At 72.8% G+C, this 19,221-nt stretch carries 11 protein-coding genes, 1 tRNA gene and 1 riboswitch; of the genes, 4 read left to right on the top strand and 8 right to left on the bottom strand.

The window, feature by feature from the left end; translation table 11 throughout:
• Window positions 1-6 precede the first annotated feature (6 nt).
• Together AB0B50_RS31020 and AB0B50_RS31015 are read right to left on the bottom strand one after the other, a co-directional pair.
• On the bottom strand, window positions 7-3,450 hold the full coding sequence (locus AB0B50_RS31020; RefSeq protein WP_362339092.1) for a BTAD domain-containing putative transcriptional regulator: 3,444 nt from the start codon (window positions 3,448-3,450) through the stop codon (window positions 7-9).
• A 145-nt stretch (window positions 3,451-3,595) separates the two neighbouring features.
• Entirely contained in the window at window positions 3,596-5,680 is a 2,085-nt protein-coding gene (locus AB0B50_RS31015; RefSeq protein ID WP_362339090.1) for an asparagine synthase-related protein, read from the bottom strand.
• Window positions 5,681-6,479: 799 nt separating this feature from the next.
• Between AB0B50_RS31015 and AB0B50_RS31010 the strand changes: the two genes are divergently transcribed.
• From AB0B50_RS31010 to AB0B50_RS30995, 4 genes are all read left to right on the top strand, one after another.
• Window positions 6,480-7,928, top strand: coding sequence for an MFS transporter (locus AB0B50_RS31010; protein ID WP_362339088.1), 1,449 nt, complete (start codon window positions 6,480-6,482; stop codon window positions 7,926-7,928).
• Window positions 7,929-8,180: 252 nt separating this feature from the next.
• Complete coding sequence (lhgO, locus tag AB0B50_RS31005) at window positions 8,181-9,398, top strand: L-2-hydroxyglutarate oxidase (protein ID WP_362339086.1); 1,218 nt, start codon at window positions 8,181-8,183, stop codon at window positions 9,396-9,398.
• 189 nt (window positions 9,399-9,587) lie between these two features.
• A complete protein-coding gene (gene trmB / locus AB0B50_RS31000) occupies window positions 9,588-10,412 on the top strand; it encodes a tRNA (guanosine(46)-N7)-methyltransferase TrmB (protein WP_362339084.1) in 825 nt (274 codons plus the stop codon).
• Between the two features lie 42 nt (window positions 10,413-10,454).
• Window positions 10,455-11,807, top strand: a complete 1,353-nt coding sequence (locus AB0B50_RS30995) for a PrsW family intramembrane metalloprotease (RefSeq protein WP_362339082.1) — start codon at window positions 10,455-10,457, stop codon at window positions 11,805-11,807.
• Window positions 11,808-11,820: 13 nt separating this feature from the next.
• On the opposite strand, the gene AB0B50_RS30990 is transcribed toward AB0B50_RS30995, so the two are convergent.
• The 6 genes from AB0B50_RS30990 to AB0B50_RS30965 form a co-directional block, all read right to left on the bottom strand.
• Window positions 11,821-12,765: an aldo/keto reductase gene (locus AB0B50_RS30990; RefSeq protein ID WP_362339080.1), complete on the bottom strand. Its 945-nt coding sequence runs from the start codon at window positions 12,763-12,765 to the stop codon at window positions 11,821-11,823.
• A 183-nt stretch (window positions 12,766-12,948) separates the two neighbouring features.
• Window positions 12,949-14,022 carry a M23 family metallopeptidase gene (locus AB0B50_RS30985; RefSeq protein WP_362339078.1) on the bottom strand — a complete coding sequence of 358 codons (1,074 nt, stop codon included), beginning with the start codon at window positions 14,020-14,022 and terminating at the stop codon, window positions 12,949-12,951.
• 11 nt (window positions 14,023-14,033) lie between these two features.
• Window positions 14,034-14,181, bottom strand: a riboswitch (cyclic di-AMP (ydaO/yuaA leader).
• A 221-nt stretch (window positions 14,182-14,402) separates the two neighbouring features.
• Entirely contained in the window at window positions 14,403-15,557 is a 1,155-nt protein-coding gene (locus tag AB0B50_RS30980; protein WP_362339076.1) for a PP2C family protein-serine/threonine phosphatase, read from the bottom strand.
• 218 nt (window positions 15,558-15,775) lie between these two features.
• Window positions 15,776-15,849, bottom strand: a tRNA-Met gene (locus tag AB0B50_RS30975).
• A 46-nt stretch (window positions 15,850-15,895) separates the two neighbouring features.
• Window positions 15,896-17,080, bottom strand: coding sequence for an alginate lyase family protein (locus AB0B50_RS30970; protein ID WP_362339074.1), 1,185 nt, complete (start codon window positions 17,078-17,080; stop codon window positions 15,896-15,898).
• Between the two features lie 234 nt (window positions 17,081-17,314).
• The gene (locus AB0B50_RS30965; protein ID WP_362339072.1) at window positions 17,315-18,841 is read right to left on the bottom strand and encodes an MFS transporter; all 1,527 of its coding nucleotides are present in this window, start codon (window positions 18,839-18,841) and stop codon (window positions 17,315-17,317) included.
• Window positions 18,842-19,221: the final 380 nt, after the last annotated feature.

Below are 19,221 nucleotides of genomic sequence, written 5' to 3'. Positions count from 1 at the left end.
GCAGCTCTAGCGCGGCACCGCGTCGAGCAGCTCCTGGAGGATCTCGTCGACGGTGAGGGCGGCGCCCGCCGTGCGCTCCGCCTCGTACCGCCGCGTGCCCAGTGCGGCCGTGGCGTCGGTCTCGACGCGGTCGGCGGCGGACGCCTCGGGCAGCGGGCGCGGATGGCCGCTGCGGAGGTGGGTGCCCGCCGCGAGCAGACGTGCCGCGCGCGCGTGGTCGCCGAGTTCGCTCACGAGCGTGGCGCCGCTGTCCACGAGGGACGCGACGATCACCTCCGAGCACTGGGCGGCCATGGCCTCGCGCAGCGCTTCGACCAGCTCCGGCAGCCCCAGCGCGGGCCCGGACTCGGCCGCGGTGACACGGGCCTCCACACCGCGCATGGCCGCGCTGAACTGCGGCGGCGGTGTGCCGTACGCCGATTCGGCGCGGGCCTCCACACACAGCGCCCTGGCCCTGGCCGCGTCTCCGTCGTCGAGCGCGAACAGCGCGCGCAGCAGGCGTACGAAGGCGCGTGAGTCGGTCACGCCGTGGCGGTCCGCCTCGACGCTCGCCTCGTCGAGGGCCTTCTCCGCCACGGTCCTGTCGCCCTCGCGGTAGGCGATCTCGGCGAGCCGGGCGATGAGGAAGGGCGTCTCGGCGTACGCACCCACCTCGTAGGCGAAGTGGAGCGCTTCCTCGTACGCCACGCGGGCCTCCTCGTGGCGGCTGCGGGCCATCGCGGCCTCGCCGGCAGCGCTGCTGACCTGGGCGATCATCCAGCGGTCGCCCACGCGCCCGCTCAGCGTCCGCAGCTCGGCCAGGTCCTCGTCGACGCCCGAGAGGTTGCCGGGCATGTCGACGGCCATGTGCGTGCGGAACATGAGGATGACGCAGATCGCCCACGCGTCGCCGAAGCGGCGGCAGTTCTCGACCGCGGCGTCCAGGGCGGGGCGCGCGTCGTCGGGGGTGCCGCCGGTGAAGAAGATGGTGAACGGCCAGATCAGGCCCGGGAACTGGGCGGCTTCGGGGATCGGCCGCCCGAAGACGGCACGGACCTGCTCGACGTACTCCCTGTGGACCCAGTCGCCGTGGGTGGTCAGCGCCTCCGCGGGCCGGGACTCCGCCTCCATGAAAAGGTGGAGCAGCCTCAGCTTCATCCACGGCCAGTACAGCGGGTCGTCCTCGTCGGGGAGGGCCGCGGTGTCGAAGCGGGAGGGCCCGGCGGCGAGGTCCAGGATGCGGCCCATCCACTCGGCGCCCTCCCTGCGGAAGTTGCGCAGCCACCAGAACCATCCGGTGTTCAGGGCGAGCGAGATGGCCGTCGCCGTGTCACGGGTGTCGATGGAGTGCTGGAAGGCCGCCCGGATGTTGTCGAGCTCCGTCTCAAGACGTCCGATCCACGGCAGTTGCTCCGCGGAGCGGAGCAGGGGCTCGGCCCGCTCGACCAGCGCGTGGAAGTACGCGCAGTGGCGGCGCGCCGCGGCCTCGGGCAGGCCGGGGATCTCGGCGGCGCGTTCGCTCGCGTACTCGTGGATGGTCTCCAGAAGGCGGTAGCGCATGCCGTCGTCCTCGGGGCGCGCGGACGGGACGGCCACGATCAGGGACTTGTCGACCAGGGCGCCGATCAGGTCCGTGGCGGGTCCGGTGCAGACGGCCTCGGCGGCCGGGAGGTCCCAGCTCCCGGCGAAGACGGACACCTCGCACAGGACGGTCCGCTCGGCCTCGTCCAGGAGCTCCCAGGACCAGTCGACGACGGCGCGCAGGGTCTGCTGGCGGGGCAGGACCGTGCGGCTGCCGCTGGTCAGGAGGCGGAAGCGGTCGTCGAGTCGGTCGGCGATCTGGCGCGGGGTGAGCATCCGCAGACGGGCGGCCGCCAGTTCGATGGCGAGCGGCAGGCCGTCGAGACGGCGGCAGATCTCGGCGACGGCCTCGGCGTCCTCCTGAGGGGCGAAGCCCGGCCGCACCGCCGCGGCCCGCTCGGCGAAGAGGCGGTGGGCCGGGTCGGGCGGGAGCGGCTCCACGGGGCGCACCGACTCGCCCGGCACGCCCAGGGGTTCGCGGCTGGTGGCGAGGACGGTGAGGTCCGGGCAGTGCGTGAGGAGGGTCTCGGCGAGCTCGGCGGCGGCGCCGATGACGTGTTCGCAGTTGTCAAGGAGCAGGAGCAGGCTGCGCGGGGCGCAGTACTCGACGAGCAGGGCGACCGGGTCGTCCTGCGGGGCGGTCAGTTCGCTGGTCATCAGCACGGTCTCGCGCAGACCGAGCGCGCTGACGACAGCGCCGGGCACCGCCTCGGGGTGGTCGAGCGGGGCGAGCTCGGCCAGCCATGCCTGCGGATGCCCGGCGGCGGCTTCCTCGGCGAGGCGGGTCTTGCCGGAGCCGCCCGGTCCGGTGAGGGTGACGAGGCGGGCCCTGTGCAAGTCCGAACGGATGGCCGCGAGTTCGGGTTCCCGGCCGACGAAAGACGTCAAGCGGGTACGGATGTTCCCGTTCCGCTGGGCCACTTTGCCCTCGGCAGCCTTGCCCTCGGCTTCCTTCCCTTCGTCGGCCTTCCGCTCGGCGGCCTTCCGCTCGGCGGCCTTCCGCTCGGCATCCTTGCCGTCGGCAGCCCTTCGCTCGGCATCCGTCCCTTCGGCAGCCCTTCGCTCAGCCGCCTTGCCCTCGGCGGCCTTCCGCTCGGCGCTCTCCTTCCCGGTCCCGTCCGATCCCCGTGGCCGCCATGGGGAGCCGGACTCCGCCGGTTGCCGCCGCGGCTCGGGCCCAGCCAGCAACTCGGCGTGCAGCCCCCGCAGTTCAGGACCCGGGTCGGTGCCGAGCCCGTCGGCGAGTGCGCGGCGCGCGTCCTCGTAGGCGGCGAGGGCGTCGGCGCCGCGTCCGGCATCGCGCAGGGCGCGGATCAGCAGGGCGCGCAGCGCTTCGTCGTACGGCTGGGCGGCGGTCAGCGACCGCAGCTCCGGTACGACGTCGGAGGCGCGCCCCAGGAGTACGTCCGCCTCGATCCGCGCGCGGACGGCCTCCGCGCGCTGGGCCTCGGGGCGTGCCGCCGCGCTGCGGTCGGGCAGGTCGGCGAGGGCGGGGCCGCGCCACAGGGCGAGCGCGTCGCGCAGGGTGCGGGCGGCCAGGGCCTGGTCCCCTCGGTCCAGGGCGGTCCTGCCCTCGCGTGCGAGCCGCTCGAAGCGGTGCAGGTCGACGTCGTCGGGGGCGACGGCGAGGCGGTAGCCGCCGGGGGCCGAGGCGATGGCGTCCTTGCCGAGAGCGCGGCGCAGGCGGCCGACGAGGGCCTGCAGGGCCGCGGGGGCGTCGGCCGGCGGATCGTCGGCCCAGACCTCGTCGATGAGGGCGCTCACGGCGGTGGTGCGGTCCGCGTGGAGCGCGAGGGCGGCGAGGAGTGCGCGCAGCCGCTGGCCCCCCACCGGCAGGGGGGCGCCTTGGTCGTCGTACGCCTCGGTGGCGCCCAGGATTCGGTACCGCACCGGGTCATTCTCCCCGGAGGGGCGCGCCGAGGCGCGTGGTTTCCCTGCGGACGCGCGCCGATGGAATCGCCTGTCCACGGAAGTCGATGGAACCGTCCGTCCACGGCCGCGGACGGCTGTCGGCGGAGCGGCTGACGCCCCGCTCCTAACGCCCCGCTCCTAGTGCGCCCCTCTGCGGGACCACACTCCCCGTAGGAACCGCCCGTTGCCGTGCTGGAGTCCCCGTCCAGCACGTTCCTCTTCGCGACAGCAGACGGCGCAGCCACAGCTCGGTGGAGACGAGGTCCGCCAGGCCGTCCAGCGGAAGCGGTTCTCCCTCGGCGGCCTCGCGCAGGGCCTTGCGGACGACGCGGGCCTCGACCAGGCCCGCCTGGGCGAGGAGAGGCGTGTCGAAGAGGGCGATCAGATCGTCCACCGCCACGCGCAGGCCGGTGCGTGCGGCGGCCGCGTTCGAGGCGTGGGACGGGGCGCCCCAGCCGGACGGCAGATCGGCGACCCCGGCGCCCTCCAGGACCGTGCGCAGGATCGCCGCCCGCGCCCCCGGCTGGACGCGCAGGGCCTCGGGGAGCGCCCGGCACGCGCGGACGACCTGGTTGTCCAGGAAGGGAGCGTGCAGGCGCTGGAAGCGGACCTCGGCCGCCTGCTCGAGGATGCGGAGGTCCGCGGCGTGCCGGGCCAGGGCCGCCCGCGCGCGGAACTCGCCGGGGCGCTGGCCTGGACCGCCGGGACGCATCGTCGTGTCGTTGAGGCGAACCGATACTTCAGCGAGGGCCTCGCCGGTCAGCCAGCGCGCGGCGGGGCCGGGTCTGGCCCACGCGAGGGCGGCGAGCGACGCCCCCACGGCTCCGCCCGGTTCGTCGAATCGGCGGTGCAGCAGCCGGTCGGCGAGCGACTCGACGCCCGAGCGGTGCGGCATGCGGGCGAGCTTGCGGGCGGCGCCGTACACGCGCGCGGGGACCATCACCGAGCCGTCGACCTTCGCGAGCGCCGCCACGGGGCGCACCATGTGACGCCGCTTGCGGTCCATCAGGAGGTCGGCGAGGCGGGCCGGGTGGGCGTCGAGAACCTGCCGGGCGCCGTAGCCCGTGAAGTGGTCGGCGCTGCCCGAGGAGAGCCGGGCGCGGTGGCGCTGTGCGGTCACCAGGGCGCCGCTCGGCTCGTCCGTCAGGGGGCCTTCCAAGTCGGCGTAGGGAAGGGCCTCTTCGCCCGCGGCGACCACCACGTGGTGCAGGCGCGGGTTGGCGGCGATGGCGCCCGCCCGCTCCAGCTCGGCCTCGCGGCCGTTGACGGCCAGGTCGTTGAAGGTGACAGCCAGGAGCCGCTCCCCCGCGCCGGTGCCGTGCCCGAGGACCGTGCCGGGCATGCCGGGCAGACCTGCCGCAAGGAGAGCGAGGGTTCCCGAGGCGGGTCCTCCGGAGAGGTCGGCTCCGATGCCGGGCACCGGCATGCCGCGGGCCGCGCGCCGCTCGGCGGGTCCCATGCCCGGTACGGGGCCGGGGTCCATGTCCGTGCCGGGCACGTGGCGCGGGGCCGTGAGCCGGGCGCGTACCGCCTCTATGAGGGCGTCCCTGACGCCGTCCACGGCACTGGTGGCGTCGGCCGAGGGGGCCGCGACGGCGAGCGAGGCCACCGGTTCGTACCCGGCGACCTCCCGTGCGCCCGCGCGCAGGATCAGGGCGTGCCCCGGGGGTACGCGCCGCACGCCCTGGTAGGGCGTCGAGTCGTGCAGCGCCTCGGGCACGTCGGGGGCGGCGAGCAGGGCCGCGAGGTGGCCGATGTCCAGGTGGGCCTCGATGAGGTCGGCCAGCGGCAGCGCGGCCGTCGCGTAGGCCGTGCCGTCCGCCCAGGGGGTGTAGAAGACGGGCCGCGCGCCCGCGAGGTCACCGGCGATCATGACGCGGCGGCCGACCTGGACGATCGCCGTGTAACTGCCGGACCAGGCGGTCAGATGGCGCAGGGCACCGCCGCGCGCGGCGAGGAGGCCGACCCGCAGCTCCTCGTCGGAGGCGCCGCAGGTGCCGAGCACCGCTATGCGGGTCTGCTCGTCGGCCGTCACTGTGCGTACTTCGTCGGCGCGCCAGTCGCCGACCGCCCAGAGCGGATCCGGGTCGCCCCACAGGAGTTGGGATCCCACGGGGTGCACGGTCTGCCCGTCGTCACCGGTGGCCCCGGCCGAGCCCACCGCCGAGGACCTCGCGGCGGCACTGCTCCACCCCACCAACCACCGCATCGCTGCCTCCACAGGCTGTGGACGGACCGGCGGCGGAGCGCCACCGGGCACGGCCGACCAGTGCACCGAAGAACTGGGGTCCCATGCTGCCACGAAGGAGGCGCGCGGGAGGGGCTGCGGGGCCGCTTGTGCGACAGTGAATCCGCCCCGGGGCAGCGGTAGTTGAAGGGCGGAACCAAGGCCTCCCTCTTGGGGATGCCTTGCGGAGAGCTCGTGCGTACGACGTGCGCGCCTCGCACACACGCTCGCGTACGCCTCGCGCGGGGCTGCCGAGTCCACCCGCGCACGTAGGCGCTTTTCGGCCAAATCGGCCTGGGATGAGCCCAGAACGGAACCGTTCGAAGGCAACACTCAGTCCGGGAGGCGGTGTTCGCCTCCCGGACCGGTCCGCCGCCCGCGGGGATGGAGGCGGCGGTGTCCCCCAGCCCACTGACTCCAGCGCAGCGGGCCGACCCACGCACCGCCAATGGAAGCGCTCCCCCCATGGCCGGAGAAGAGCGCACGAAGAGGCGCACGGCCACACACCGGGAGCACGATCCGGGATCGCCGCGCTTCCGCACGGACAACAATCTCGCCATCCGGAACTGCGCCTCTTAACGCTTGGGATGCGGCGAACTACGCTGTGTGTGCTGATGTTTTCGCGGAGGCATATACCTGGAGGATCGGCCAAGCGCTCTTGCGGCCGGGATTCCGGCCACGCGCGCGTGGTTGACGGGTGCCCCTGCCCCCGGGGGAACGCAGCACGAATGCCGCGCGGTCCAGCCACTGCCCGGCAGCCGTCTGTGTCGAGGGGTGGCGCATGTCCAGGGAGCAACGCGGGCCGAACGAAAAGCTCGGCACCGTTCTCGCCCTCGCGGGAATCAGCAATGCGGGACTCGCCCGCCGGGTCAACGACCTCGGCGCACAACGCGGGTTGACGCTCCGTTACGACAAGACATCGGTGGCCCGCTGGGTGTCCAAGGGCATGGTGCCGCAGGGCGCCGCCCCGCACCTGATCGCGGCGGCCATCGGGCAGAAGCTGGGCCGCCCCGTGCCGTTGCACGAGATCGGCCTCGCGGACGCCGATCCCGCGCCGGAGGTGGGTCTCGCCTTCCCGCGTGACGTCGGGGCGGCGGTGAAGTCGGCGACCGAGCTGTACCGCCTGGACCTGGCGGGACGGCGCGCGGGCAGCGGCGGCATCTGGCAGTCGCTGGCCGGCTCCTTCGCCGTCAGCGCGTACGCGACACCCGCCTCGCGCTGGCTGATAACCCCGGCCGACAGCTCCGTCGCGCGCGACGCCACCCGGGATGTGCCGCGCGACTCCGCCCACGCCGACGACACCGGCGCGCCCATGAAGGTCGGTCACAGCGACGTCCTGAAGCTGCGGGAGGCCGCCGAGGACGCGCGGCGCTGGGACTCCAAGTACGGCGGCGGCGACTGGCGTTCCTCGATGGTCCCGGAGTGCCTGCGCGTCGAGGCGGCACCCCTTCTGCTCGGCTCCTACTCCGACGAGGTGGGGCGCGCGCTCTTCGGAGCGTCGGCCGAACTGACGCGGCTTGCCGGGTGGATGGCGTTCGACACGGGCCAACAGGAGGCCGCCCAGCGGTACTACATCCAGGCGCTCCGGCTCGCCAGGGCGGCGGCGGACGTCCCCCTCGGGGGCTACGTCCTCGCTTCCATGTCCCTCCAGGCGACGTACCGCGGCTTCGGGGACGAGGGAGTCGACCTCGCGCAGGCCGCCCTGGAGCGGAACAGGGGCCTGGCCACCGCGCGCACCATGAGCTTCTTCCGGCTCGTGGAAGCGCGGGCACACGCGCGTGCCAATGACGCGCAGGCCGCGGGGGCGGCGCTGCGGGCCGCCGAGGGCTGGCTGGAGCGGGCCCGCGACGGCGACAACGACCCCTCCTGGCTCGGCTTCTACTCGTACGACCGCTTCGCCGCCGACGCGGCCGAGTGCTACCGCGACCTGAAGGCGCCGCGCCAGGTGCGGCGCTTCACGGAGCAGGCACTGTCCCGGCCCACGGAGGAGTTCGTGCGGTCGCACGGCTTACGCCTGGTGGTGTCGGCGGTCGCCGAGCTGGAGTCCGGGAACCTCGACGCGGCGTGCGAGCAGGGGACACGTGCCCTTGAGGTCGCCGGGCGGATCTCGTCCGCGAGGACCACGGAGTACGTGAAGGATCTGCTGCACCGCCTCGAGCCCTACGGGGACGAGCCTCGGGTGGTGGAGCTGCGGGAGCGGGCGCGGCCGTTGTTGATGGCGCCGGCGTAGGTCCGTCTTCGTCTGCGGGTCGTGTCCGGTCTGGACCGCCGCTTCGCGGCGGAATCTCTCCCACCCCCCACCCGTTCACCCCGCAGCATCCAGCAGGCGTGGGAGCAGGCCGCGCCACGAGCCAGGCAACAGGTGAACGAGCGGGTGGCTCCGCGTGAACCGGCGCGGAGCAAGCAGGAAGGATCCGGCGCCCGAGGTTTGGCGGCGTTGTCAGTGGCGCAGGGCAATATCTGTGGTGGGAGGTGAGGCGCGGTGAAGAAGGTCGCGTACGACTGTGACGTGCTGGTGATCGGCGGCGGAATCGTCGGGCTCGCGACGGCGTATGCCCTCACGCGCACCGCGCCCGGCACCAGGGTCACGGTGCTCGAGAAGGAGGCGGGCCCGGCCCGCCACCAGACGGGGCGCAACAGCGGCGTGATCCACAGCGGGATCTACTACCGCCCTGGTTCGCTCAAGGCGAGGTACGCGGTCCGGGGCGCCGCCGAGATGGTCAAGTTCTGCGCGGAGCACGACATCGCGCACGAGGTCACCGGCAAGCTGATCGTCGCCACGGAGCGCGACGAGCTCCCCCGCCTGCACGCCCTGGTCCAACGCGGCAGGGAGAACGGCATCCCGGTGCGCGAGCTCGGCCCCGCCCAGATCACCGAGTACGAGCCGGAGGTCCGCGGCCTCGCCGCCATCCACGTCGGCACGACCGGCATCTGCGACTACAGCGCGGTGGCGGAGCGCCTGGCCGACGCCTCCGGGGCCGAGATCCGGTACGGCGCGCGGGGCAGGGCCGTCCGCATCGACCGCCGCCCCGACCTCGGCGTCGCGGTCCGCACCGCAGACGGCGGCATCGTCCGTGGCCGGGTCCTGGTGAACTGCGCGGGGCTGCAGTGCGACGAGGTCGCGCGGCTCACCGGGGACGACCCGGGCATGCGGATCGTCCCGTTCCGCGGGGAGTACTTCGACCTCGCCCGGCCCGAGCTGGTGCGCGGCCTCGTCTACCCCGTGCCCGACCCGGCCTTCCCCTTCCTCGGCGTCCACCTCACCCGAGGCATCCACGGCGGCGTCCACGTCGGGCCGAACGCGGTCCCCGCCCTGGCCCGCGAGGGGTACGACTGGTCGGTCGTCCGCCCCCGCGAGCTCGCCGGGACCCTCGGCTGGCCCGGCTCCTGGCACATAGCCCGCCGCCACTGGCGGTACGGGGCGGGTGAGCTGCGCCGCTCCGCCTCCAAGTCCGCTTTCACCGACGCGGTGCGTCGGCTGCTGCCGGCGGTCGAAGCCGGTGATCTGGTGCCCGCCCCCGCAGGGGTGCGGGCACAGGCCGTGCTGCGGGACGGCACGTTGGTCGACGACTTCCTGATACGGGAGGGGGCGCGGGCGGTGCACGTGCTGAACGCGCCGTCGCCTGCGGCTACCGCGTCTTTGCCCATCGGCAGGGAAGTCGCCCGCCGGGCGCTCGGCGCGCTGCGGGGCGAGGGCTGAGGCTGGGGGGCTCTGCTTGTCTGCAGGTCGGATGTGGCTGGTCGCGCAGTTCCCCGCGCCCCTTGGGAGAAGCCTTGCTCGACCCGCGGCGACGCTGCTGACGTCACAGGCCCACGCCCCTTGGCAGAAGCCCTGCTCGCCCCACGGCGAAGCTGCCGACGTCACAGGCCCGCGTAAAATTGCCGCACTGTGTCTGACTCACCCAACACCCCCGAAGCCGACCGGCCGACCGGTCGTCCGCAGGCCGCGCCGCGGTTTCCCGGCGGGCCGTCGCCCGACCCCGCGGGATCGCACCACGAGCGGCGGATCCGCAGCTTTCAGCCCCGTCGCAGCCGGGTGACCACCAGCCAGGGCGACGCCCTGCGCCGGCTCTGGCCCACATGGGGCCTGGACATCGACGGGCTGCGCACGCTGGACCTCGCCAAGCTGTTCGAGGACGAGAAGCGGCCCGTCGAGCGCATCGTCCTGGAGATCGGCTTCGGCATGGGCGAGGCCACCGCCCAGATGGCCGCCGACGACCCGGACACCGGCATCCTCGCCGTCGACGTGCACACCCCGGGCCAGGGCAACCTCCTCGGCCTCGCCGAGCGGAACGGCCTGACCAACGTCCGCGTGGCCAACGGCGACGCGATCATCCTGCTCCGCGAGATGCTCCCGCCCGCCTCGCTCGACGGCCTGCGCGTCTACTTCCCCGACCCCTGGCCCAAGGCCCGCCACCACAAGCGCCGCCTGATCCAGCCGGAGTTCCTGACGCTGGCCGCGCCCTCCCTCAAGCCCGGCGCGATCCTGCACTGCGCGACGGACTGGGAGGAGTACGCCGAGCAGATGCTGGAGGTGCTGACCGAGCACCCCGACTTCGAGAACACGCAGCCCGACGGCGGGTACGCACCGCGGCCCTCCTTCCGCCCCCTCACCCGCTTCGAGGGCCAGGGCCTGGACAAGGGCCACGTCGTCCACGACCTGCTGTTCCGCCGAAGCCAAACCGGAGGGTCCGGCTCCGCCCCGCAGAGCTGAGGCACCGTCGCGGCCACCCCCATCCCTCGTTAGGGTCAACGAGTGGCCATCAGTCCTCCGTATCCGATACCCCCCGAGGCGCCCGCCCCGGGGGAGCTGCGCCGTGCCCGCTGGTGGCAGCGGCGCGCGATACGCGTGGCCGCCCTCGTCACGCTGCTCGCCCTCTCGGGCCTGGTGATCCTCGCCCTGGTCAGGGAGCAGACCGGCACCCAGGGCTTCCTGGTCGGGCTCGGCCTCGCGACCGTGCCCGTGCCGCTGCTCGTCGCCGCGTTCCGCTGGCTGGACCGGGTGGCACCGGGCCCCTGGCGGAACCTCCTCTTCTCCTTCTCGTGGGGTGCCTGCGCGGCCGCGCTCATCGCGATCGTCGCGAACAGCTTCGCGATCCGCTGGATAGCCACCGCCACCGCCGACCCCACCAGCGCCGACACCCTCGGCGCGACCGTCATCGCCCCGATCGTCGAGGAGAGCGCGAAGGCGGCGGCGGTCCTGCTCGTCTTCCTCTTCCGCAGACGCGACTTCACGGGCATCGTCGACGGCGTCGTCATAGCGGGGGTGACCGCGACCGGCTTCGCGTTCACCGAGAACATCCTCTACCTGGGCAACGCCTACGTCACCGACCAGCTCAGCAGTGACAGCGGCCTTGCCTCCGTGACGGCGGCGACCTTCTTCGTACGCGTCGTCATGTCGCCGTTCGCGCATCCGCTGTTCACGGTCCTGACCGGCATCGGCTTCGGCATCGCGGCGCTCAGCGCCGACCGTCAGCAGGTGCGCCGCGTGCTGCTCCCGCTCGCCGGGCTGCTGCTCGCGATGGGCATGCACGCGCTGTGGAACGGCTCGGCGGTCTTCGGGCAGTACGGCTTCTTCACCGTGTACGCGCTCTTCATGCTGCCCTCGTTCGGCCTGCTGACCTGGCTGGCGATCTGGACCCGGCAGCGCGAGCTGCGCACGATCCGCGCCGAGCTGCCCGTGTACGCGGCGGCGGGCTGGCTCACCCCACCCGAGCCGTACGCGCTGGGCTCGATGCGCGCCCGCGCCCTGGCCCGCGACTACGCGTCGTACACCTGGGGCAAGGCGGCGGCCCGCACGGTCGTGGAGTACCAGCAGTACGCGACGTCCCTTGCGGCGCTGCGCCACCGGGGCCGCCGCGGCCGGGCCGGCGCCGACTTCGTCGTACGCGAGCGCGAGCTGCTGGAGAAGCTCTGGGAGCGCCGCGAGCCGGCCCGCCCCGCCCTCGCGTACGCGGCCCAGGCGACGGCGCCAGTCATGCCCCCCATGCCGTACGCGGCGTACGGCATGCCGCCCTACGGGCCCGCCCCCTACGGCCCTCCCCCGTACGGGCAGCCGCAGCCCTACCCGGCCTACGGCTATCCGACGTACAACCCCTACCGCTCCTGAAAAGGACGGGGCGTCAGGCGGAGGCAGCCGTCAGCGCCGCGACCTCCGCCTCCGTCAGCTCCAGGTCCGCCACCGCGAGCAGCGCGGGCAGCTGCTCGACCGTGCGCGCGGAGGCGATCGGCGCCGCCACGGTGGGCTGGGCCGCGAGCCAGGCGAGCGCCACCGTCGCGACCTCGGCACCACGCGCCTCGGCGATCTCGTCGAGCGCGGCGATGACGCGGTCGCCCCGCTCGGTGCCCGCGTACTCCGCGACCTTGCCGCTGCGCGCGCTCTCGACCTTCGTACCCGGGCGGTACTTGCCGGTGAGGAAGCCGGACGCGAGCGCGTAGTAGGGGACGGCCGCGAGGCCGGAGCGCGAGGCGACCTCCTGGAGCGGGCCCTCGTAGGTGTCGCGGGAGACGAGGTTGTAGTGCGGCTGCAGCGCGACGTAGCGCGCGAGGCCCTCGCGGTCGGAGAAGTCGAGGGACTCCTGGAGCCGCTCGGGCGTGATGTTGGAGGCGGCGACGGCCCGCACCTTGCCGGCCCGCACCAGCTCGTCGAGGGCACCGATGATCTCTTCCACGGGGACCGACGGGTCGTCGTAGTGCGTGTAGTAGAGGTCGATGTAGTCGGTGCCGAGGCGCTGCAGGGACGCGTCGGCGGCACCCTTGATGGTGCTCGCGGACAGGCCCTTGTACTCGGGGAGGGCGCCGACCTTCGTCGCGATGACGACGTCGGAACGGTTGCCGCGCTCGGCCAGCCACTCACCGATGAGGGTCTCGGACTCGCCGCCCTTGTTGCCCTCCACCCAGAACGAGTAGGCGTCAGCGGTGTCGATGAAGTTGCCGCCCGCCGCGGTGTAGGCGTCGAGCACGGCGAAGGACGCCGCGCGGTCGGCGGTCCAGCCGAAGACGTTGCCGCCGAGGGAGAGGGGGAAGACCTCGAGGTCGGATGAGCCAAGTGTACGAAGAGACGTCATACGTTCCTCAACACGCTTACCGGAAGCGGAATTCCGCAACAGCCGCGGCCGTCCGGGTACATCGATCCGCCGTCCGGGCACGCCGAACCGTCGTCCGGATACACCGAACCGGCAGCCCTGGCGTCGGGGGGTCGCCGCCAGGACCGCCGGGGTTCCGGGGGTACGTCAGAGGTTGAGCCCCCGTCAGGGGTTGAGGCCCTTGCCCTGCAGCCAGCCGAGGGGGTCGATGCCGGTGCCGTCGGGCGTGTGGACCTCCAGGTGGAGGTGCGGCCCGGTGACGTTGCCGGTCGCGCCGACGCGGCCGATGACCTCGCCCGTGGTGACCTTCTGTCCGGCGCTGACGTTCAGCGAGGACTGGTGGCAGTACCAGATCTCCGTGCCGTCCTCGAGCTCCAGGACGGTGCGGTAGCCGTACGCGCCCGCCCAGCCGGCCTCCTTGACGGTGCCGGTGTGCACGGCCTTGAGCGGGGTGCCGGTGGGCGCCGCGAAGTCGAGGCCGGTGTGGTGGCCGGAGGACCACATGGATCCCGCGTCGCCGAAGTGCGAGGTGAGGGTGTACGAGGAGGTGGGGATGGCATAGCTCTTGGCGAGCTTGGCCAGGCGCTCGGCCTCGGCCTTGGCCTTCCTGGCCTCCTCTTCCTTCTTCTTCTTGGCGGCGGCCTTGGCCTCCGCCTCCTTCTCGGCGGCCTTCTGCTGTGCGGCGGCCTCGTCGGCGGCCTTCTTGACGGCGGCGTCCTCGGCCGCGGTCTGCACGGCGGCGTCCGCCTGGTCCTGCTGGTTCTCGGCCTGCTGCATGATGCGGGCGCGCAGTGCCTCGCCCGCGTCGGTGGTGCCCTGCTCGGCGTCGGCGGTGCTGACACCGGCGGCGGTGAGGGGGGCCGAGGCGGCCGCGGCGGTCGTGGTGTCCGACGTGTCGTCGTCGGATATCAAAGAGCCCACGCCCGGAAGGGACTTGGCCTCGGGGAGCGAGTCGGTGACGGTGCCCAGGTCGGGCATCGATATGGAGACCGGCGGCTTGCCGCCCTGCGCGGTGGCGATGCCGCCCGCGCCGACGGCGGCGATGACGCCCACGCCGAGGACGGTGGAGCTGCGGGCGAGTCCGCCGCCGCTCTTCTTGTGCACACGGTGCCTGCCGCGGACGGGACGGATGGACTCCTCGGTGGGATTCCACTCCTCGAAGGGTTCCTCGTCGTACGAACCGAAGTCGTCGTCATTCGGCACGTACACGGCTCGGGGGGCAGGCCGGTTGGACGCCACTGGGGCGCACTCCTTTCCTTCCTTCTCGCCTACCGGGTTAGCTGACGGGTTCGGAGCAGGAAGGTCTCCTACGAACATCTGGCACGGATGCACAGATGCCCGATTCACCCCAAGTTGGTGGTTCCCCGGCTCCCTTGCGGGATTAGGCGCGTGCGCACGGAGCCGCCTCGAGTGACGGCTGGGACGACCGCGCTGCGTTATCGAACGTTAATAGACGGCGGGTCGGTATTCCAAGCCGTTCCGGTTGATCGTTAACGCTCTTCGGCCGTACTTACCGGGACACCGGGGTTCGGAACGGGGCGAGTTGCCCCCGCATGCACGCGCACCGGAGCTTCACATTCCCTTGACAGTGCGTCAGTTGTTATGCGGAGGGGTGCACTTCAGTCACTGGGCGTCACGGCGGGATCGTCGGCGGCCGGCCGCCGCACCGCGAGGAGCGCCATGTCGTCGGTCGCACCGCCGCCGGTGTGCCGCCGCACCTCCTCGGTGAGCGCGGCGAGCAGCGCGTGCGGTCCCCCGCGCCCCGGGAAGATCCGCCCGCCGAGCCGGGCCGCGGGATCGTAGAACTCCCCCGCCACGTCGCGCGCCTCGGACAGGCCGTCCGTGTACAGGAGCAGCATCGCGCCGGGCGGGAAGTCGGTCTCGTCGGCCCGGTCCGGCCAGGTGCCGAGGTCGCCCATGCCGAGCGGCAGGGCGGGCTCGCTCGCGGAGAGCACGCACAGGCGCCCGTCCCCGCGCAGCAGCAGCGGTGCCGGGTGCCCGCGATTGATCAGCCGTACGACGCCCTCGCCGTGCCGGATCTCGGCGAGGACCGCGGTGGTGAACCCCTCGAAGGCGTCGAGCCCGTCGCGCCGGGTGCCCTCACGCGCGAGGGCCCGCTCCAGGCGCTGCGCGACCGCCTCCAGGGTGGCCTCCTGCTCGGCGGCCTCGCGGAAGGCACCGATGACGACGGCGACCGCGGCGACCGCACCCATGCCCTTGCCGCGTACGTCGCCGACGATGAGCCGTACGCCGTGCGGGGTGTCCTGCACCGCGTACAGATCGCCCCCGATGAACGCGTCGGCCTGCGCGGCCTCGTACCGCGCCGCGATGTCGAGACCGCCGATGCGGGCGTCCGGCTCGGGCAGCACGGCGCGCTGGGTGGCCTCGGCGATGGAGCGGGCGGTGGCGAGCTTGGCGTTGCCGCGGCGGACGACGCGGTTGATGACGATCGCGAGCGCGGCGACGGTCATCACGGTGATCAGCTCGGTGACGGCCTCGACATGGCTGGCGACGGCCCTGCCGTAGTGCAGGAAGAAGACGGCGGCCGAGGCCGCGATGCCGGTCAGAACGGTGTTGGCCAGCGAGTAGAAGGGGGCGGCGATCAGCGGGGCGGCCGTGAAGAGGGGGGCCGCGGTGAACTCCGGCGGGGTGAACGCGTCGAAGACGACGCCGACGATGAGGAGCAGGAAGGGCAGGGACCGCACGAAGGCCCACTCGTGGGTGGCTTCCTGGGTGGTGGCACCGCTGTCGCCGGATCCTCCTCGCTGCCCCACCGCTTGTCTCCCGCCGACTCCGCGCCCATCACCGCGCTCCGTCCAGGCTTCCCGCAGCGGGGGAAGGGTGCGACCTGATGTGGGCCGACCGGGTTACGGAGAGCAGGGACGGCCGAGGGTCCGGGACGGCCGGGGGGCACGGGACGGCCGAAGGCACGGGATCACGAAAACACCGAGGGCCCGGGACCAATCAATGGTCCCGGGCCCTCGGCCTTCAGTAGCGGGGACAGGATTTGAACCTGCGACCTCTGGGTTATGAGCCCAGCGAGCTACCGAGCTGCTCCACCCCGCGTCGGTGAACACAACAGTACGCCATCCGGAGGGGTGCGTCGAACCACTTAGGCGTTGCCCGCGTGCGTGAGGGTCTCCCAGGCCACGAAGAGGTCGTCCGTACCCTCGGGCCGCCGCTGCTCGGTGTACTTCGCGGTCTGCGGCATCTCCAGCTTCAGCCGCCCCTGCAGATGGTTCAGCCCGACCTCCGTGTCGGGCCCCATGTCGCGTTGCACCGTGCCGCCGCACAGCCAGTCAGGGGCCTTGGCGCCCAGCTGGTACTCGGAGTGGAACTCGAAGGCGGCCCGCAGCCGCTCCCGCACCTCCCCGTACAGGTCGACGCCCTGGTGGTGGGCGGTCTCCGCCATGTGGGACGTGGCGGCGAGTGAGTAGCTGGCGTGCTTGAAGTTGCGGCAGGTCTCCTGGGAGAGCCCGTCGACGAAGGTGTCCTGTCCGAACCAGTACTTCTTCAGCTCGGCGGCGGTGTCGATGCCGCTGCCCTCCGGGGAGACGGGCAGCTTCCCGTCGGACTCCAGATAGAAGTACGCGGGCACGCGCGTCCTGAAGTGGTGCACGGCCTTCTCGAAGGTGGCGTGGTCGTCGAGGAAGACGGCCATGGCCATGGTGGCGTCGGCCATCACGAGGTCCCAGTTGCCGTTGAAGTCGGCGGACCCGTCCTTGACCTGCGGCAGATAGGCGTTGCGCAACATCCGCTCGAACCGCAGCAGTTGGCCGTCGGTCCAGCCGTCGTAGGTGTACCGCACGGCCTCGGCGGCGCGGGCCCAGGACGAGGCGGCCCAGGCGGTCTGCAGCCCGGCGTTGGCCTCGGTGTGCTTGGTGATCACCTTCGACCAGGCGTCCATGATCTGCACGGCCTTCTCGGCGTGTGCGCGGTCCTTGGTGACGTTCCAGAGAAGGGCCTGGGTGTACGCGGCCAGGGCGTCCTCACGCTCTTCGACGCAGCCGCGGCCGGGGCGGGTGTCGGGCGGGCACTCCACGACGGCGTACGGAGTCGCCTGGTAGTCGGCGGCCCCGTACTTGCTGTCGCGCATCTGCTCGAACGCCGTCAGCCAGGGCTGATCCTGGGCCTGGACGTGCGCGCGGGCCCGGTCGAGCTGCGCCTTGCTGACGAGTACGCCGGGATGAGTGAACGGCAGGTCGAGCGGCCGAGCAGCGGCGGTCCGGCCACCCGAACCACCACCCGAGCCCCCGCCGCCGCAGGCGGCGGCAAGGGCGAGAAGGGGCACAAGCACGAGCACAAGAACACACCGCCCAGCCCCACCGTCACGAGCCGCCATGCCGCACCTCCGGGTCGACCCCAGCAAACCTGGCAGTCCAGCGTGTCCCGCAGCCTTGCCGCCCGCACGGCTGACCTACTCCGTTCGGGCGGCCCACGGCGCACGGACACCACGGCGCCCCGCCGGGCCGAAGCCGGGCGGGGCGCCGTGGTGTCGTACGCGATGGGGGTGAGGGTCAGGCCGCCATGGTCAGGCCGCCGTGGTGAGGTCGCTCGTGCGGGTGGGCTCGGGCTGGGCCTCGGTCGCCTGCGGGGTCTTGCGGTCGCGGATGAGGACGACGGCCAGGGCGGCCGCGGCCAGGACGCCCGCGGCGCCGGCCCAGAAGCTGGCGGACATCGCCTCGGTGAAGGCTTCGCGGGCCACCGTGGCGAGGGCGGTGTCGCCGGAGGAGGCGGCCAGGGCGAGGGCGTCGGAGACGGAGTGGCCAGCGGCGGCGGGGGCCGAGTCGGGCATGGCGTCGGTGTAGGTGCGGGAGAGGACGGTGCCGAGGACGGCGACGCCGAGGGCCGCGCCGGCCTGCTGGACGGTGTCGTTGAGGGCGGAGCCGACGCCGGCGTGCTCGGCGGGGACCGCGCTCATCAGGGCGGCGGTCGCCGCGGGCATCGCCAGGCCGCCGCCGACGCCGATCAGGACCATGGCTGCCGAGAGCATCCCGAACCCGGCGTCGGAGGGCAGGGAGGCGAGGGTGCCGAAGCCCGCGGCGATGACGGCCAGGCCGACGGCGGTCATCGGGCGGTTGCCGATCTTGTTGCCGAGGGTGGCGCCGACGCCGTTGAAGACCAGCGTGGCGACGGCCATCGGGGCGAAGGCGATGCCGGTCTTGGCGGGCGAGTAGCCGAGCACGAACTGCAGGTACTGGGTGAGGACCAGCATCAGGCCGCCGTTGGCGAAGGTGAGCAGGACCAGGGAGAAGCTGGCGCCGCTGAAGACGCGGTTGCGGAAGAGCGAGAGCGGCACCATCGGCGATTCGGTGCGCAGCTCCCAGATCACGAAGGCGGCCAGGGAGACGAGGGCGACGCCGAGCGAGAGCTGCGTGCTCATGTGACCGAGGCCGGCCTCGGCGGACTCAATGATCGTCCACACCAGCGCGGTCATGCCGACCACCGAAAGGATCATGCCCAGCGGATCGGCCTTGCGGGCGGGGCCCTTGGACTCCGGCATCAGAACGAGCGCGGCGACGATGGCGAGGGCGGCGATCGGGACGTTCATCAGGAAGACCGAGCCCCACCAGAAGTGGGCGATGAGCACGCCGCCGAGCACGGGCCCGCCGACCAGGCCGACCGCGGCCACCGCGCTCCAGGCGCCGATCGCCTTGCGGCGCTCCTCGTCGTCGAAGACGGTGATCAGGATCGACAGCGTGCTCGGCATGACGAGGGCGCCGCCGATGCCCATCAACACCCGCCCCGCGATGAGCTGTTCGGGATTCTGGGCGACGGTGGCCAGCAAGGACGCGGCGCCGAAGAGGGCAAGCCCCACGATCATCACCCGCCGCCGTCCGAACCGGTCGGAGAGGCTGCCCGCGGTGAGCAGCAGGCCGGCGAAGACCAGGATGTACGAGTCGATGATCCACTGGATGTCCTGCGCGTCCGCCTTCAGATCCGCGGCGATCGGCGGGACCGAGACGGTCAGGACCATGTTGTCGACGACCAGGACCAGCGTGCTCAGGCAGAGCACGATCAGGATGAGCCAACGGCGCGGGTGACGGCGCTCTTCCATCGCGAAAACCCCCTCGGGACTTGGGCGGCACATACACTGCGTACGACGTGCCCTCGTTGCGAACACTGTACGCACAGCGCACGCTGTGCGCAACAGGCGAACGCCATGCGCGCGGGAGGGAGCGAGAACGCGTCAGGCCCGGATCAGACGTGCTGTCCGATCCGGGCCTGAGAGGTAGACCGTGTGGGACTCGAACCCACAACCAATGGGTTGAGAGTCGAGAAGGGATCATCCAGCTCGGAGGATCTTGGCCCCGCTCGCGGATTCCCTCGCAGGTCAAAGACTGCCGCCTGTCCAGCCGGGGCAGTCTCGGGGAGTTCGCGAGGGGTCGGCCCAGGGCGGTCCGCCCCCGCAACGCTCCCGCATCCTGCACCCTTTGA

It is taken from the genome of Streptomyces sp. NPDC041068 (assembly GCF_040647455.1).
GTDB lineage: Bacteria > Actinomycetota > Actinomycetes > Streptomycetales > Streptomycetaceae > Streptomyces.
The sequence above is the reverse complement of the archived record's forward strand: the minus strand, read 5'-3'. Positions and strand labels throughout refer to the sequence as shown.

Excerpts from the sequence above, each read along its gene's own strand:
- AB0B50_RS31015 (WP_362339090.1), bottom strand. The coding sequence starts at position 5,680 with ATGCGGTGGTTGGTGGGGTGGAGCAGTGCCGCCGCGAGGTCCTCGGCG.
- AB0B50_RS31010 (WP_362339088.1), top strand. The coding sequence starts at position 6,480 with ATGTCCAGGGAGCAACGCGGGCCGAACGAAAAGCTCGGCACCGTTCTC.
- AB0B50_RS30990 (WP_362339080.1), bottom strand. The coding sequence starts at position 12,765 with ATGACGTCTCTTCGTACACTTGGCTCATCCGACCTCGAGGTCTTCCCC.
- AB0B50_RS30965 (WP_362339072.1), bottom strand. The coding sequence starts at position 18,841 with ATGGAAGAGCGCCGTCACCCGCGCCGTTGGCTCATCCTGATCGTGCTC.